Origin of the sequence: Leptospira bouyouniensis (genome assembly GCF_004769525.1) — a bacterium.
GTDB classification, from domain to species: domain Bacteria; phylum Spirochaetota; class Leptospiria; order Leptospirales; family Leptospiraceae; genus Leptospira_A; species Leptospira_A bouyouniensis.
This window is the reverse complement of the sequence record NZ_RQFT01000001.1, coordinates 24,964-41,590: the sequence shown is the minus strand read 5'-3', so window position 1 is coordinate 41,590 and position 16,627 is coordinate 24,964. Positions and strand designations below refer to the sequence as shown.

Sequence of the window (16,627 nt, the reverse complement as noted above, 5' to 3'; positions counted from 1 at the left end):
ATGGCTCAAAATAAAAAAAAAGTAGTGATCATAGGTGCTGGCTTTGGTGGATTACAAGTAATTAAATCACTCGCAAACAATAAAAACTTTGAAGTAATAGTAATTGATAAAAAAAATCATCATCTATTTCAGCCATTATTATACCAAGTTGCTACTGCCGTTTTGTCTCCAGCTGATATTGCGATTCCAACTAGGTCAATTACTACAAAATATAAAAATGTTAAAATTTTATTCGGAGAAGTAACGAATATAAATTTCAAAAACAAAGAAGTAACATTTCAGAACAATACAGAGGCGTATGATTACCTAATCATAGCTACTGGAGCAAAAACTAGTTACTTCGGGAATCCGCAATGGCAAGAGAAAACACTAGGACTAAAAAATCTTAAAGATGCACTCGCAATTAGAAGACAAATTTTATTATCATTTGAACAAGCAGAGTTAATTGGTGATTATGAAACATCAAAGAGTTTAATGCATTACGTAATTATAGGTGGCGGTCCTACTGGAGTCGAACTTGCCGGATCGATTGCTGAATTGTCTCATAATATCATAAGAAAAGATTTCCGAAATATAGATTCAGGAATGACGAAGGTTACATTAATTGAAGCAGGACCAAAACTCCTAAATGCTTTCAGTGAATCGTCTAGTTCATTTACTAAAAAAAAGTTAGAAAGTAGGGGAGTGGAGGTTTTAACAAATTCACCAGTCCTAGATATAACCGATTCGGGAGTTGTCTTAAAAGACAGAACTATCGAATCAAAAACAATTATTTGGGCGGCTGGAGTTGAAGGTTCCGATTTAGCCAAAAAAACACCAATTAACAAAGATAAGGCGAATAGGATCATTGTTGATGAATTCTGTCGCTCAATAGACCATAAAGACGTATTCGTAATTGGTGACGCTGCTAATTTTAGTAATGGATTAGAAAAGCCATTACCAGGTGTTTCGCCAGTAGCGATGCAACAAGGACGATATGTAGCAAAACTTATCAAATCCATTGAAAAAAATCATAAAGTGTTACCTTTCCAATATTTTGATAAAGGAAATATGGCGACAATTGGAAGAACTGATGCTGTTGCTGAATTTGGTGCAATTCGATTAAAAGGAATCGTAGGATGGTTTGGTTGGCTATTTGTTCACTTAGTGTATCAAGTTGGATTTAAGAATAAAATGAGCACACTCATTAGTTGGGTATGGAGTTACTTAACGTTTAGAGCTGGATCAAGATTGATCCAAGAAGAAGTAAACGATCTTTCAATTGGATCTTAAATTATATTGATTTTTTTTGGACTCGGAAACACATTTTTTATAAGCAATCTCTGTATTTCCCACCCATATAAGCGTATTTGTTTCAGTGGCGCCAGATGTTGTATGTCTCTGTAAAATCGGCAACATGTAAAGATACGCGTTTTTTCGGTTTGTCTCACATTCTTCTAAAAGTTGCTCCTCTCTTGACAATTGGTTGCAACCTAAAAAGGACATGATCATAAAAAGACATGCGATGAACTTTGTCATTTTGAATCGTCTAACATTCCTTTTAATAAATCAAGTTCCTTGATTTGTTCGATCGAACAATTTGATTTATTTTGATCAATGAAGTTGATGTCTTGTTCCGCTTTTTGCAATTGCGAAAGTTTATACTCAGGTTTGTGGCTAACTTTTAAAACTATTTCACCCGTGTATCCAGTTTCGCCTTTTGCTTCAAGGATAATTGATTTTGCTCGTTTGAAGTATAACGGAAGGATTGAATGAATAGGAGCATTCTTTGAATATTCATTGATCCCAATCGATAAAAAAGTAATTTTTTTCCTATGGATTGAAGTTAACTCTGCTTTTTTTTCACATTCAAAAAGAGAGCTACATTTCTGATCAGATTTTGTTTGTCCCATTAAAGGGAATAAAAAAACAAAAAATAAGAATCCCAACTTATTTAAATACATAGAAAAAAACTAACTAAATCAAAAAAAGAATCAAGCGTATTTCATTCAGATAAATGTTTACAATCAAAAGCATTCGAAAAACTATTTAATTATGCTGCCGATTTCAATTCGCACCAAATTCCACTCAATCGAGGGATTGGAGTGGGGGAATCCGCAAGGGATTCCGATTTTATGTTTTCATGGATGGTTAGACAACGCCAATAGTTTTGCTCCTCTTGCAAAATTTTTTCCAGACTACCGATTCATTTCGATCGATTTTCCAGGGCATGGTAAGTCGAGCCACAAACCAGAAAATTCAATTTATTATTTTGCTGAATATGCTCTTGAAATTGTTTCCATTGCACAGAGTTTAGGATTGGAAGATTTTATTTTAATGGCTCATTCAATGGGTGCCGCAATATCAACGTTAGTTGCCGGAACAAACTTATTAAAAATTAAAAAATTGATTCTGATAGAAGCTTTGGGGCCAATCACCAATGTTTCACAATCTGCACCCGATATCATGGCAGAGGCAATCAAACAGGTACTTCATCCAAGAGGCAAAAAAGAAACCTATTTCCCAAATATGGAATCTGCAGTTTCAATTCGACTTAGAGCAGGGGATATGAGTGAAGAATCAGCCTCAATACTCATGGAAAGAGGTATAGAAAAAACACCTCGTGGCTTACGACCCAGAAGAGATATAAGATTACACTTTAATTCATTTTTTCGTTACACAGAAGAACAAGTAATTTCTTTTTGTGAAAGAATTACATGCCCAACTTTACTAGTATTAGGTGACAAATCAAACTTCCCAATTGCAAATGCTTACCCACAACGAAAATCTGCAATAAAAGATTTATCAGAAGTTATACTAAGCGGTGGACATCATTTACATATGGATCACCCAGAAAAAGTAGCGCATATCATTCATCAATTTTTAAATGATTAAACCTCTAAGGATACTTAATGAATTCACCGATCGAAAATCCATCTAGGCATGGATACGAAATACACCATGACACATGTTTTGGGTGTGGTAAAGAAAACCCACTAGGGCTGGTAGCAGACTTTACGTTTCACGATGAAACGGGAGAAGTTAATTTCACTTATAATTTCAAAAAATTATATAATGGTGCCCCAGGATTTGTTCATGGTGGAATATTATCAACCATGTTAGACGAAGCAATGGGTGGGCTCTGCTTCCATTTAGGTTTTATCGTAATGACAGATACGATGAGTTTCAAATTCCACAAAGCAACTCCTGTAGAAACTGAACTATTAATTCGGGCATGGCCAATCAAAAAGGCAAAACGCAAAGTATTGTTAGAATGCGAGCTAACTTCATTAAATGGTGAAATTTTATATGTAAAAGGGGAGGGTGCCTTCCATATCCTTCCTCCAAGATTTTTCTCACAAAAATTGACTGGTGGAAAAATAGCGATTGCGAATGAACTATTATCTGTTAATAAATTGAAACGAGCACATCTCTTTGACAGGATAGAAACATGAATCGAAAATTTTATATTTTAATGATCACCACATTGATGATCCAATGTTCAGGTGCATCAATAAAAGATGGATCCGGCGACCAAGAATTTGAACTGAAACTATCGAAAGGTAAGTGGATTAGAACCGAACGATTCAAAAATTCAGGCGGAATTCGTGCTGTTGGAGAAGTGAAAGCAGAGTGCGGCGGCGCAAAATGTTCGGAAGACCAAGTGGCAAAATTTGCAGCCCCAAAGATCAAATCGTTACCAAAACATGGAATTTGGGAAGAATACATTCAATTCGAACAACCAGGTTCAACTCCAGAAAACCCAAAATTCAAATCTTCAGTAGACCAAACAGGTGAATACATTGATGGGAAAAAAACAGGTATTTGGAAAAAACCTGATCCAGAAAATCCTCAAAAATTTATAGCTGAAACTCCCTGGGTAGATGGAAAAAAAGAAGGCGTTGCAAAAACTTTTGACAAACAAGGAAATGTTACTTCTGAAACAACTTACGTAGATGACAAAAAAAACGGTCCATACTATAGAAAAAATAATAAAGGGGAATGGATTGAGAAGGGTGCCTTCAAAGACAATGAAGAAGATGGCGAATGGACTTATCATTTTGTAGGTGCTGATGGGAATGGAGTCAAAACAAAAGTTTCATATGCAAACGGATTAAAAAATGGTTTAGAAATAAATTACTACAAAGACGGTGCGATTGAATCACAAGGGAATTATTCTGCGGATATAAGAACTGGACTTTGGAAAATGTTTGGGAATAAAGGAAACATTTTAGCGGAAGGCAATTATTCAAAAAAAGAAAATTCAGAGAACTTAGATATAAAATATGAACGAACTGGTATTTGGAAAGAATACTATCCGGATGGAAAACTTTTTGGCACCGGACCTAGAAAACATACAAGAACTGGTGAATGGAAATTCTATTATAAAAATGGACAAGTAGCATACCATGGGAACATGGCAAACGAAAGTATGTTAGAGTCTGCAAAAGTATATGACCAAACAGGAAAAATCTTAGGAGAAGGGAAATTATTTTTCTCACTCGTTAAAATCGATGAAGAACTACAAGACCTCAAACTTAATTACAAACCTAGCATTCCATACACTTATTTTTATCCTTCTGGAAAAAAACGAATGGTGATTCGATCTACAGAGGATGCAACAGAATACTCTGAAGATGGGAAAGAATTGGGTAAAGGTCCTGTCGAACCTCAAGGAAGAAAAATGGGATGTTGGACTATTAACGGTAAAACAGAGTACTACATGATTGATAAACCAATGCCAAAAATGACTGCCTCTCAATGCAAATAGATAAAGAACAAATCACAGAAATCTCCGATCAAATCAAACTCATTCGATCGGAGTTAGCCGATTCGATCTCTGGGATGGATGATGTCATTCAATCTCTTTTCGTAGCACTAGTCGCAAATGGACATGTCCTACTTGAAGGAATGCCTGGTCTTGCAAAAACATTACTCGCAAAAAATTTAGCCTCAATCATCGATGCTAAATTTTCAAGAGTACAATTTACACCAGATCTATTACCTGCTGATTTAATCGGGACAAATATTTTTAATCCAAAAACATCTTCCTTCGAAATCCGAAAGGGGCCCATTTTCACAAATGTATTGTTAGCTGACGAAATCAACAGAGCACCCGCAAAAGTCCAATCAGCTCTTTTGCAATGTATGGAAGAAAGACAGGTTTCGATTGCGGACCAAACATTTGACCTAAATCCTCCATTTTTTGTCATTGCTACCCAAAACCCAATCGACCAAGAAGGCACATACCCTCTACCGGAAGCTCAATTAGATCGATTTCTTTTTAAAGTAAATGTTGGATATCCTAATTTCGAAGACGAAGTTGCCATCTTACACCAACATGGAAATGTAAATTTCGAAAAAAAAATTCCTAAAAAAACAATAAAACCAAAAGAAATTCAAAAGATTTCCGAAATTTCGAATCATGTTTTTGTGGATCCAAAACTATATTCATATATTGTTCACTTAACGAGAAATACTCGCCCTCAATCAATTACCGACGTAGATTTGAAAAATTATTTATCACATGGTGTTAGCCCAAGAGCAAGCCTTGCATTATTAAAGGTCAGCCGCATTAATGCATTGTTAGAGGGGAGAACATTTGTGATTCCGGAAGATATCCAAAGATATTTTCCAGAGATTGCCAAACATAGATTACACCTGACAATCGATGCAATAAGTGAAGATATTAACATCGATACTATTATTAAAAGGATTCTATCAATAACGGAAGTTCCATAAAATGCTTGAACCCGAATTGAAAAGGTTACTCCAAGTTTTAAAATGGGAATCAAAAAAGAAATTTGTATCAAACAGAAGAGGTTTACTTTTTACTTCAGATCGGGGGAGAGGGCTTGACTTCAAAGAAGTTAGAAACTATCAATATGGAGATGATATCCGATATATTGACTGGAACGTAACATCGAGAACAGGAGAACTCCATACAAAAGAATTTTATGAAGAAAAAGATGCAACCATCATCATCTTCATTGATTCAAGCAACTCAATGGATTCAAATAAGGCATTAACAGCTTTTCAACTTGCTTTATTTTTATCTTTATTTCATATCAAAATAGGTAATCGAATTTTTTTGGTTAGCTTTTCAGACAAAATTATTTCTTCACAAAAATGGCTAAAAACTGAATTAGAAGTACTTTCCTTTTTTGAATCTTTCAGTAAACAACCAAAAGGTAACCAAACAAATTATACAAATGCATACCAATATGCTTTTAAAGTGCATCCAAAATATGCAGTTACCTATTGGATCAGTGATTTTATCGATTTTTCAGAAAGCGTAAAAAAAACTCCCCTACCAAAAATATGGGACCAACACGGCATCTTTATCAAAGATCAAGTTGATGAAATCAAACTTCCAGTTTGGATGAAATTATTCCAACCAATCTCACAAGAATCCATTCAACTTAGGAACTCCATTTCAACCTATGAAATCGACCTAACTGCAGCAAAATCCTTTTTTGGGAACAAACTGATTAAAATTGATCCAAACCAAAAACTCCACAATCAAATACTACCTTTGTTTAAAGTAAATTCCAATGTATAAATTAGTTATATTATTCCTTACTTTGAATACTTTTCTTTTTGCCTCCCCTAAAGAAACAATCCCAAAAGAAAAAATTTATGTAGGTGATTTGATCCAGTATGATATAGAATGGGAAGGTAGCGAGATAACTGATGTTAATCTTTCAGAGGGAAAATTTTATGAAAACAATACCCTTCCTTCTTTTGAAATCCAATCAATTATAAAGGAACAAAATAAAATCACTGCCTCAATTATTTTTTTTACTCCTGGTGATTTCTTTTTACCTACCTCTTGGAAAGAACAAGGCATAGAAACCCATTCCAAATTAAAAATCAGTGTTTTATCGAATTTAACAGGGAATGAAACCGAGATTGAAGACATAGATCCACCAATTCTATTTTCTGGACCTTATCTTTTTAGGCTCATCGGTCTGATACTTTTCACTTGTTTCAACTTATATCTCATTTATGCTTTGTATTTGTATTGGAAATCAAAACCAAAAATCATCGATGCAATCTGGGAAAAAAATCCAAAACTATTAGAATCAACCAAACGACTTCACAATTTGGAACAATACTTACAATCAGAAACAATAACAGAGAAGGAACTAACATTCCGCATCAGTGAATATTTAAAAGAGATATATTCAGAAAAATTAGAAGAGAACTTATTGGGACTAACCGATTCAGAGTTTTTGGCAGTTTTATATGATAAAACACACATTCCAGATAGAACCATTCGTGAACTAAGACTCTACTTTCGGAGTTTAAAATATGATAGAAACACAAAAATTCTATCAAAAGAAGACGCAGAAAAAATTTGGAAAGAAATCAAACAGGATTTCTTAGGCTAACATGGATCAGCTCCAAAGACCATACTTGTTATTATTAATTTTTCCAATCGTTGCAATGATGCTCTTTCAATGGAAAAATAACCCTTTTGGACCAATTTTTTTCATCAAATCAGATCGATTCCAAAAAGATAATTCACTCATAGGAAGTTCGATTCGAAAAACTATGTATTCGTTCTCTGAGTTACTAGTTTATCTTTCGATGTTTTTTTTAGTTTTCGCGGCAGCAGGACCAGGATCAAAATACAATCTCAGCCCTGATCATACAAAAGGTGTCGATATCATGATCGCCTTAGATATATCTGGATCGATGGTGAACTCATATGATTTTTTGCCTAAAAATCGTTTGTCTGTATCGAAAGATTTACTACGTGAATTTATCAAACGAAGAATATATGATAGAATAGGCATTGTAGTCTTTGCAGGAGCTGCTTATTTACAATCTCCCCTTTCTAGTGACCGATTTGCATTAGATGAATTGATTACCGATACATCAAACGAAGACATTGAAGAACAAGGAACTGCCATAGGTGATGCATTAGCATTGTCTACATATCGTCTCAAGAATTCCGAAGCAAAGTCGAAGATAATCATTTTACTCACTGATGGTGTATCAAACACAGGCAAGTTAGATCCTGATACCGCTGCCTATACAACAAAAAGCTTAGGTGTCAAAGTATATTGTATTGGAATCGGAAAAGAAGAAGGTCAATATGAAGTTAACTATGAATCTTTGCAAAAAATTTCTACAAATACCAATGGGAAATTTTTTAGAGCAGAATCAGCTGAAGTTTTGGGAAATGTTTTAAATGAAATTGACCAGTTGGAAGTGGTAGAATTACCATCCAAACCGCTGGAAATTCATGAAACTCAATTCCCGATCTTTGTATTTTTTGTATTTTTAAACCTTTTCTTCTATTTTCTTCTAAAAATTTATCCCCTAAAAGAGAAAATCTAATGGAACCAAATACAGTTCTTTACTTTGGAACATTCACAATTTCATTAGGCATCCTTGTCTCTGCGATCAAACTTTTTATAAACTACAAAGCTATCAAATTCAGCAAACGTAACCCAGGTTTTATAACTAAGTTAACTACTTCCAACCAACTTCTTTTATTGATCCGTACAATAGCAATTATCGTAGCCTTATTGTTGGTACTTACTTCTTTATATAAAACAAAATCTATCGATATTGAAACTACAAAAGAATTTGAGTCTACCGATATATTATTCGTTGTCGATGTCAGTTTATCGATGAATGCAATCGATGTAAGGCCAAATCGACTCAAAAGATTTCAAGATTTAACTTTACGACTTCTTCCTGAACTAAAAGGAAATAGAATCGGAATTATAGTATTTGCAGGCCAATCGTTTTCATTTTGCCCAATGACATCTGACATTACAGCAGTTTCTGATTACATTCAATCGTTAGGTGTTGAAATGGTAGGCACCAAAGGCACTAACTTGGCAGTCGCACTAGAACGAGTTGAAAAAATTCGAAAAAAAAATCAAAACCTCCAATCAAATATTACTGTGATTGTATCGGATGGGGAAGACCATGAAAAACAAACACTTCCAGAATTGCAAGGTGAAGTGATGGTATGGGGGCTTGGTACCGTTGAAGGGGGCCCGATTGAGTTTCGAGATCCGAGTACTGGAAAAGGCGGATTCGTTACATACGACTCAAATTTAGCTGATTCACCATACAGCGATAATTTGATCATAACGAAACTTAACGAAGAATTACTTGAATCGATCGCAACAAAATACAACGGTAACTATCATAATATATCTTTTTACGCTGATGGTGCCTATAGTCTTGTCGAAAGAATCGACACCATGAAAAAAAACAAAATGCAAAGATTGGAAAAATTTAAACAAGAAGATGGTGCACATCCATTTCTTTTATTATCTCTTTTATTTTTAGCGATAGAAAGAATTCTATCATATCAATTACAAAAAAGTTCCCCTATAAAGGTATTATTTGTTTTATTTTGTTTTTTTAGTTACAATCACTATTTGGAAGCTTGGGAATTAGATCCAGGTGGAAACGCAATTGAAAGGGGAAACAAATTCTACCAACAGGAAAATTTTAAAGAAAGCCAAAAAGAATTCTCTGAGGCAAAGGAATATATAAAAGATGATCCAAGGTTAATGTACAATGAATCAGCAAATGAATACAAACTTGGGAGACTTAAAGAATCAAAAGAACTATCTGAAAAAATTCTTACCCATCCCAAATCAAATGCGGAATTAAAATCCAAAGCAAATCTCACCTTAGGTAATATATATACCAAATTGGGCCAAAAAGAGAATGCTTTAAAATCTTATGTTGAAAGTCTAAAACACAATCCAAACCAAACAGCCGCTAAAAAAAATATCGAACATCTAACAAAAAAACAAAACTCAAACCAAAACCAAACAAACAACCGAGATCAAAAGAGCGACGAACATCAAAACCAAAAACCGTCAGAACAAAATAAAGAGAAAAATCAAAATTCTAAACAAAATCAAACTGACATTGATAGAATCATGGAACCTTTTTCACAGGATTCGATCCTTAAAAATAAAAGAGGAGGCTCTATAGATAATGAAAAATTTTGGTAAAACTAACTTTCTTCTCTACTACTTCATTATCTCGTTTTTTTCATACCTTTACTCTTCTGAAGTCGAATTTTTTTTTCATCCCAATGAATTTTCTTTAGGTGAAATTGCAAAACTAGAAGTAAAAGCTTATGGAGACAAACCATTCCGAACGTTACAAACAAATCTCAAAAAAAATGGAGTTCGAGTTAGATATGTAGGAAGTGGTACAGAGACACAAATTATCAATTTCAAGGTATCAAAAACACAAATCATCAATTTTTATGTAGACACAGACTCTGAAGGAAATTTCCAATTACCCGAAATCAAAGTGGAATATGATAACAAACAATATTCCTCTCCTGTCATTTCATTTAAAGTAAGTAAAAAAACAAAAAACAATCAGAGTGGATTTTTTAATCCATTCTCATTTGATTTAGACGATTCCACAATGGAGGAAAACCCAGAGGTAAGTTTCCACACAAACAAATCAATTTTTTACAAAGGGGAGCCAATTGTTGGGTATTTCGTTTTGTATTACAACAGATATAGACAACCTTTTTTGGAAAGAGATCCAAACCATTCGATTTCTTTTCCGTTTTTTTTATCTGAGACACTTAGACAAGTTACCGTCCAAATTGAACCTGAAGTGATAAGAAATCAAATCCCAAAAAAAACTTTGGTCTTTTCAAAAGAAATATATGGGTTAACAGCGCTTAAATCAGGTACGTTTTTACTAGGAAAAACCAAATTCATCACTGGTGATAGTCTACGATTTAATTCACTCCAAGAAACGATTGATACAAATCCAGCGAAGGTAATTGTACTCGATCTTCCAAAAAATGCACCTGAACATTTCACTGGTGCGATTGGAAATTTTAAAATATCGTTTATACAAACTTCAAAACAAGTGTATGTGGGAGAAACGGCATACTTTGAATTAGTGATAGAAGGTGAAGGTGGTCATGAAGGCATCACACCCATGGAATTCTCAAATCCAAATATAAAATTCATTTCACAATCAAAAACCAAAACTTTCCAACAACTGGAATCTGGCGAATATGGCTTTTTTTCGAAAGTGAAATTTTTATATGGATACCAAGTCACAAAACTGTCCAAAGACATACTTGAACCTTATAAATTTAGTTATTTTTCATTAGCAGAAAAAAAATACAACACTCTCTCACTACCGATTCCCGAATTTCAAATTTTACCGAAACGAAAGATGGCTACGGAACCAAAACCAAAAAAAGAAATCCAAAACTTACAATTACCATTTTTATTTTTAGTTTTACTTGCAGTTTCTGCGATCATCGGATATATAGGCATTAAACACTATAAATTCAAAATTGAAAAACAATCCTTTGTCAACATGATGGAAAGTTTTGGCAAAAAAAGAAATTTCTTCTTAACTGAGTATTTAGAAAAGAAGGGACTTACTGCGGCAGAAGCATTATGGCTCTCCGAACTAATTAACCAAGAAAAGGTTTCCAATTTCTCCGCTATCTACCAGGGATTATCGAAAGAAGATAAAATCACTGCATTCAATTTATCAAAAAAAATCAAACAATAGGAGTTACTTATGCAAGCTGAAGAAAAAGGCAAAATAAATGTCGAAACAGAAAACATATTCCCGATTATTAAAAAATGGCTCTATTCTGAGAAAGACATCTTTCTCCGTGAATTAGTTTCCAATGCAAGCGATGCCATTACCAAGCTGAAAAAAATTTCTTTAAGTGAGGAATTTGAAGGCGGAAACGACTACAAGATAAACTTAGATTTTGATGTCGACAAACGTATCTTAACCATTGAAGACAATGGAATTGGTATGACAATTGATGAAGTGAAAAAGTACATTAATCAAATTGCATTTTCTGGTGCCACTGACTTTGCTAAACAATACCAAAACTCAGAAAACAAAGCTGAAATTATCGGCCATTTTGGTTTAGGTTTTTATTCGGCATTTATGGTTTCCAAACAAGTTACCATCGAAACAAAGTCATATAAAGCCGGACAAGCAGCAGTTATGTGGTCAAGCGAGTCCGGAACTGATTTTTCAATTTCCACAATTGATAAAAGTACACGAGGCACTAAAATCTCTTTATACCTCGACAGTGAGTCTGGAGAATACCTGGACAAATGGAAATTAAAAGAATTAATCAAAAAATATTGTGACTTTCTTCCTGTATCAATATATGTACAAGGAGAAAAAGCCAACAAAGAAAAACCTCTTTGGTCGGAAGAACCTTCTAAAAACACTCCTGAAGATTATAAAGAATTTTATTCCTATTTATTCCCTTTTTCCGGAGAATCATTATTCCACATTCACTTAAACGTTGATTTTCCATTTCGACTACAAGGTATTTTATATTTCCCAAAGTTAACACACGAACTAGAGGCATCCAAAAATGGAATTAAACTCTTCTGCAATCATGTTTTTGTAAGTGATAACGCAAGTGAGTTAATTCCTCAATTTTTGACAATTCTTAAAGGTACAATTGATATACCTGATTTACCGTTAAATGTTTCTCGTTCCTACTTACAAAATGATCCATTGGTAAAAAAAATATCAAACCACATCATTAAAAAAGTAGCAGATCGATTGATAGAAGATTTCAAAAAGAATCGTACCAAATACGAAGAGAACTGGAACGATATTTCCATTTTTGTAAAGTATGGTGTCCTTACTGATGAAAAATTCTATGATGCGATGAAAGACCATATCATTTTCAAAAATTCTGAAAATGGTTTTTCCACCGTATCGGAATATTGGGAGAAAAATAAAGATAAAAACCAAAACAAAATCTTTTATGCAAATGAAACAGAAATGGGATCTGTTTATATGGAACTTCTCAAATCTCAAGGTTTAGAAGCACTCCTTGTCGATTCCAAAATTGATTCGCATTTGATCCAACATCTGGAAACCAAAAATCCTGATTGGAAATTCCAAAGAGTTGATTCAGAGCTAGCGGACCAAGTTTTAGACAAAGAATCTAAAACTGAACTGGTCAATGAAGCGAATGAAACTGAATCAAGTCGAATTTCAAAACTTTTTACAGAAGCCCTACCTAAAGAAGGAGTACAAGTAAAAGTGGAAGCTCTAAAATCAGTAGATGTCCCAGGAGTAATATTGCTCCCAGAATTTATGCGCAGGATGACAGAAATGAATTCAATGTTCAATAGAGAGGATACAAAATCTATGCTGAGGTCCCATACATTGATGGTAAATTCGAAGTCGCCCCTCGTAAAATCCGCCTTACAAGCGTTTGAAGGTGTTAACCCAGAGAAAGGAAAAAAATTGGCACGAGTTATATACGATCTTTCGCTATTATCTGCCAAGGTAATGGACGAAAAAGAAGTCTCAGAATACACAAAGAGAACTACGGAATTTCTTCAGGAGATTTTTTCGTCTTAAGGTAAATTTCTCTCATAATGATTTGGCAACGATTCCCACCAATGGAATTGTTGCCATGTGATCCAGATTTGTATAACAAGCCGACTCAGTTCCTTGCCAGTAGTTGTTGCTTATAAAAAAGGTTACTTTGAAGAGTTTGGAGTTAAAGTCACACTTCATGTCAACACTCACCATAAAGCAATCCTTCCATTACTAGACGCTGGTCGAGTCGAAGCCGGAGAAGTACCTACAATTGCCTACCTCCAAGAAAGTTTTTTAAAAAAATCAAAACTCAAACGAATTTATAAAGGGATTTATCTCTATCATTCACCTTTATCATTTTATTCTAGATTTCAGTTCAAACCAGAAGACTTAACAAGAAACAAAGCTTATATTTTACCTGTTCCTCATATCAACTCAGTCGAGAGATTGTTTGCAGAAAAGTTCTTAGAAGAATACGCTCCAAAAAATCCAGTAAAAGTTCGTTACATTGACACACCTGGATTTCTAGAAGAAAAAGAATTTTTAAAGCCGAATTGTCTTGGACTTGTATCGGATCCTTTTTCAAGTCCCTTCCTTCGTAACTTCCAAGACTTTGCCAATACCTTAGAACTTCCGATTTTAAAGAAAGATTTACTTTATCCTTCCACCTTACTTGCGTTTAGTGGTGACGCAATCCTTAAAACGGGAAGAGAAGTCTCTGGTGTCCTATTAGCTGTTAAAAAAGCCATTGATTTCCTACAGAATTCAAACAAAGACTATAACGGCAATTTATGGGAAGACCTTCAATTATCTCATTTTTACCCTCACCTGAGAGTGGGGGAGACAAAAAACCTTTTAACAGAACATCCTTTGGTCCAAAAGGGAGTGTTTTCCTATGTGGGTGATGAAACTACACTGTTTCCTCTCCTAAAAGATGTATATTTCCGGCTGATCCGAAGAGTCATGCAACCGGAAGCAGTACAAGATGCCTTAAACTTTGATGAAATTTTATCTGCCCTTGAACCAAAGAAGGTATTCGATGTAAGAAAACTTTCGAGTTTCCAGGAGCCTTCCAATGTAAAATTACATGCACCATCACAAATCAACTACAGAAAACTCAATGCAGTGAGGCATTTGATTGTTGATGTAAATTCTTTGGTCCTAGACATGTTACAAGGAAATTATACCTCAAGATTGAATACAGACGAAACACTCCAGCTCGACAACAGAGTCAAAGTTCTCGTTAACTCAATGTTAGATTCTTTCAACGCAAAAATTGAATTACAAAGAGAAGAAATCACCGAACTTGAAAACCTTATATCTATATTAGAAATAAAGTTAGATAGATCAGCGGTTGATTTACAATACTCAGAAGAAAAGTATCGCTATCTGTTTGAGTTCTCGAGAGAAGCGATTGCATTGGTAGATGCAGATACAGGAAGTATCTTAGAAGCAAACAATCAATTTAGACTACTCACCGGTTATACCAGAGGAGATATCACAAAGATGAATATCGAGGATATCATTCTCGGTAACCAAGTCTCAAACCAATTAAGATTTGGATCCGATTTATCCTCTGATACGATGTTATCACTTCCAGACGTTGAAATTTTGGCTAAAGATGGTTCAAAACTAGAAGTTGATATTAGTTTTACCTCTATTTTATTATCACCAAAAAAACGATACCAGGTTCAATTTCGTCCAAATTCAGAGAGGAAAGAACAAGAGCGTCTCCAACACGAATTTATATCAAATGTGAGCCATGAACTACGTAGTCCGATGACAAACATTCGAGGCTATCTGGAATTTTTTAAATCGGACTCATCTTTACCATTTAACAAAGAACATATCAATATGTTAGAGGTGATTGATAAAAATGCAAAAAGACTCAGTTTCCTCATTGAAAATCTGCTCAAACTGACTACATCGCGTGAAAAAGATAACGAAGCAGAAGTGATCGAAATTTTCGATCCAGTGTCTGTGATAGAAGATGTCATCCATATGAACTCACACCTTGCAAAAGGAAAATCAATCGAATGGGATCTCTCTTTGAAAAAAGGCCTCCTGATCCGAGGGATTCGATTCGAATTTTCTCAGATCATCACCAATTTATATGTGAATGCTCTAAAATATACATTCAAAGGTAAAATTGGAATTTCACTTCGTGAATCAAACGGAAAAGTTGAAATCATTGTTGAAGATACAGGAATTGGTATCGACCCAAATTACAAAAATCAAATCTTTGATCGTTTCTTTCGTATCCCATCCACTGATAACAAAAAAATTGGAGGGACAGGCCTTGGCCTATCCATTGTGAAATCATTAGTAGAAAAAATGTCTGGAGAAATCATTGTAGAAAGCACAATGGGAGAGGGGAGTAAATTCACTATCTACTTCCCAAAAATCAATGCTAACGTTTGACCACTTTTTTCTTTTTTGCAGATGGTTTCTTTTTAGCTGTTTGTTTTGATTTTTGTTTTTCCAAACCAACAACCGTTTTCGCATGTAAAGTTGATGGAATATTTTTTACATCCAATTGCATTTTAGATAAAAGAACAGATAACTCCATCATTTCTCTTGTTCCAAGAAGATGCATCATCGCCAAAGCCTGGTTCATTCCAAGTTTTTTAAATATCTCCAATACGTTCGATACTCCAAAAAACTTTAATAGTATTGGCAATTCTTCCAAACCTCGATGTTTGATCCACTTTTTACAATCGGCAACGGACAACTCATTCACCAATTGAATGATTGATGCCAACTGAACTTTATCGACTAACCACAAAAAATCTCGCATAGGGATTTCTTTCAACAAGGCAATTGACTTTTGGATTCCTAAAGATTTTAAAATTTCAACACTTGCTTCTGGTCCTAATGTCTTAGCAAGAAGTCCTACATCATGAGGAGGGATACTTTTTGATACAACCGCCAAATCACCAATCGATAAAGAATGTATGAAATATACTAAATCGTCATCATCGTTTTCACGAATCATTTCCACTAAAATTTTCTCTGGAATCTGATTCACTAGTTCGACAACAGTTTCTTCACTTAATTTTTGAGTAAGGACGATAAGCCTTTCTTTCGGTACTTTTCCTGTGAGTGAGAGAAGTTTTTCATAACCTAAATTTTTCAGAATTTGGAAGGATTTTTTTGGACCTAGTTTCTCTAAATATTGATACACTGTCTGTATGGTTACGAGAACTTCTTTCATTTGCCCCAACTTTGGATACAAACTGTCAGAATCTTGTTAAAATTCCAGAGAAATTCCTTTCAAAATCTATTAAATTTTGCAAAA

The 16,627-nt window shown here is 34.4% G+C and carries 14 protein-coding genes; 12 read left to right on the top strand and 2 right to left on the bottom strand.

The annotated features are described in order from the left end of the window. Positions 1–1,272, top strand: a complete 1,272-nt coding sequence (locus EHQ43_RS00180) for an NAD(P)/FAD-dependent oxidoreductase (RefSeq protein WP_135742552.1) — start codon at positions 1–3, stop codon at positions 1,270–1,272. 242 nt (positions 1,273–1,514) lie between these two features. Here the strand turns inward: EHQ43_RS00180 and EHQ43_RS00170 are convergent, their stop codons facing one another. Further along, entirely contained in the window at positions 1,515–1,943 is a 429-nt protein-coding gene (locus EHQ43_RS00170) for a hypothetical protein (protein ID WP_135769847.1), read from the bottom strand. 91 nt (positions 1,944–2,034) lie between these two features. Here EHQ43_RS00170 and EHQ43_RS00165 point away from each other — a divergent pair, with 91 nt between their 5' ends. Genes EHQ43_RS00165 through EHQ43_RS00115 form a run of 11 tightly spaced genes read left to right on the top strand, consistent with a single transcriptional unit; the run spans position 2,035 to position 15,750 of the window. After that, positions 2,035–2,874, top strand: a complete 840-nt coding sequence (locus EHQ43_RS00165) for an alpha/beta fold hydrolase (protein WP_135769846.1) — start codon at positions 2,035–2,037, stop codon at positions 2,872–2,874. A gap of 17 nt (positions 2,875–2,891) precedes the next feature. Beyond that, positions 2,892–3,434, top strand: coding sequence for a PaaI family thioesterase (locus EHQ43_RS00160; protein WP_135742556.1), 543 nt, complete (start codon positions 2,892–2,894; stop codon positions 3,432–3,434). Further along, the gene (locus tag EHQ43_RS00155) at positions 3,431–4,750 is read left to right on the top strand and encodes an LIC20035 family adhesin (protein ID WP_135753738.1); all 1,320 of its coding nucleotides are present in this window, start codon (positions 3,431–3,433) and stop codon (positions 4,748–4,750) included. The genes EHQ43_RS00160 and EHQ43_RS00155 overlap by 4 nt, the downstream gene beginning before the upstream one ends. After that, positions 4,741–5,721 carry an AAA family ATPase gene (locus tag EHQ43_RS00150; protein ID WP_135769845.1) on the top strand — a complete coding sequence of 327 codons (981 nt, stop codon included), beginning with the start codon at positions 4,741–4,743 and terminating at the stop codon, positions 5,719–5,721. Before EHQ43_RS00155 ends, EHQ43_RS00150 begins: the two co-directional genes overlap by 10 nt. Before the next feature lies 1 nt (position 5,722). Next, complete coding sequence (locus EHQ43_RS00145; RefSeq protein ID WP_135742559.1) at positions 5,723–6,541, top strand: DUF58 domain-containing protein; 819 nt, start codon at positions 5,723–5,725, stop codon at positions 6,539–6,541. Next, positions 6,534–7,373, top strand: a complete 840-nt coding sequence (locus tag EHQ43_RS00140; RefSeq protein ID WP_135769844.1) for an LB_053 family protein — start codon at positions 6,534–6,536, stop codon at positions 7,371–7,373. The genes EHQ43_RS00145 and EHQ43_RS00140 overlap by 8 nt, the downstream gene beginning before the upstream one ends. A 1-nt stretch (position 7,374) precedes the next feature. After that, positions 7,375–8,328, top strand: a complete 954-nt coding sequence (gene batA / locus EHQ43_RS00135; protein ID WP_135769843.1) for a VWA domain-containing protein BatA — start codon at positions 7,375–7,377, stop codon at positions 8,326–8,328. Then, on the top strand, positions 8,328–9,977 hold the full coding sequence (batB, locus tag EHQ43_RS00130; RefSeq protein WP_135769842.1) for a VWA domain-containing protein BatB: 1,650 nt from the start codon (positions 8,328–8,330) through the stop codon (positions 9,975–9,977). Before batA ends, batB begins: the two co-directional genes overlap by 1 nt. After that, the gene (locus tag EHQ43_RS00125; protein ID WP_135769841.1) at positions 9,961–11,526 is read left to right on the top strand and encodes a BatD family protein; all 1,566 of its coding nucleotides are present in this window, start codon (positions 9,961–9,963) and stop codon (positions 11,524–11,526) included. The genes batB and EHQ43_RS00125 overlap by 17 nt, the downstream gene beginning before the upstream one ends. Positions 11,527–11,535: 9 nt before the next feature. Next, a complete protein-coding gene (gene htpG, locus EHQ43_RS00120) occupies positions 11,536–13,368 on the top strand; it encodes a molecular chaperone HtpG (protein WP_135769840.1) in 1,833 nt (610 codons plus the stop codon). Positions 13,369–13,425: 57 nt separating this feature from the next. Next, positions 13,426–15,750: a sensor histidine kinase gene (locus EHQ43_RS00115; protein ID WP_135769839.1), complete on the top strand. Its 2,325-nt coding sequence runs from the start codon at positions 13,426–13,428 to the stop codon at positions 15,748–15,750. Here EHQ43_RS00115 and EHQ43_RS00110 read toward each other — a convergent pair. Next, positions 15,740–16,543, bottom strand: coding sequence for a hypothetical protein (locus tag EHQ43_RS00110; RefSeq protein ID WP_208730817.1), 804 nt, complete (start codon positions 16,541–16,543; stop codon positions 15,740–15,742). The two genes, EHQ43_RS00115 and EHQ43_RS00110, sit on opposite strands and share 11 nt — an antisense overlap. Positions 16,544–16,627 lie beyond the last annotated feature (84 nt).

Coding starts and splice junctions, on each gene's coding strand:
- EHQ43_RS00160 (WP_135742556.1), top strand. CDS start 2,892: ATGAATTCACCGATCGAAAATCCATCTAGGCATGGATACGAAATACAC.
- EHQ43_RS00110 (WP_208730817.1), bottom strand. CDS start 16,543: ATGAAAGAAGTTCTCGTAACCATACAGACAGTGTATCAATATTTAGAG.
- EHQ43_RS00125 (WP_135769841.1), top strand. CDS start 9,961: ATGAAAAATTTTGGTAAAACTAACTTTCTTCTCTACTACTTCATTATC.
- batB (WP_135769842.1), top strand. CDS start 8,328: ATGGAACCAAATACAGTTCTTTACTTTGGAACATTCACAATTTCATTA.
- EHQ43_RS00140 (WP_135769844.1), top strand. CDS start 6,534: ATGTATAAATTAGTTATATTATTCCTTACTTTGAATACTTTTCTTTTT.
- EHQ43_RS00180 (WP_135742552.1), top strand. CDS start 1: ATGGCTCAAAATAAAAAAAAAGTAGTGATCATAGGTGCTGGCTTTGGT.
- EHQ43_RS00150 (WP_135769845.1), top strand. CDS start 4,741: ATGCAAATAGATAAAGAACAAATCACAGAAATCTCCGATCAAATCAAA.
- EHQ43_RS00145 (WP_135742559.1), top strand. CDS start 5,723: ATGCTTGAACCCGAATTGAAAAGGTTACTCCAAGTTTTAAAATGGGAA.
- htpG (WP_135769840.1), top strand. CDS start 11,536: ATGCAAGCTGAAGAAAAAGGCAAAATAAATGTCGAAACAGAAAACATA.
- EHQ43_RS00155 (WP_135753738.1), top strand. CDS start 3,431: ATGAATCGAAAATTTTATATTTTAATGATCACCACATTGATGATCCAA.
- EHQ43_RS00165 (WP_135769846.1), top strand. CDS start 2,035: ATGCTGCCGATTTCAATTCGCACCAAATTCCACTCAATCGAGGGATTG.
- EHQ43_RS00170 (WP_135769847.1), bottom strand. CDS start 1,943: ATGTATTTAAATAAGTTGGGATTCTTATTTTTTGTTTTTTTATTCCCT.
- batA (WP_135769843.1), top strand. CDS start 7,375: ATGGATCAGCTCCAAAGACCATACTTGTTATTATTAATTTTTCCAATC.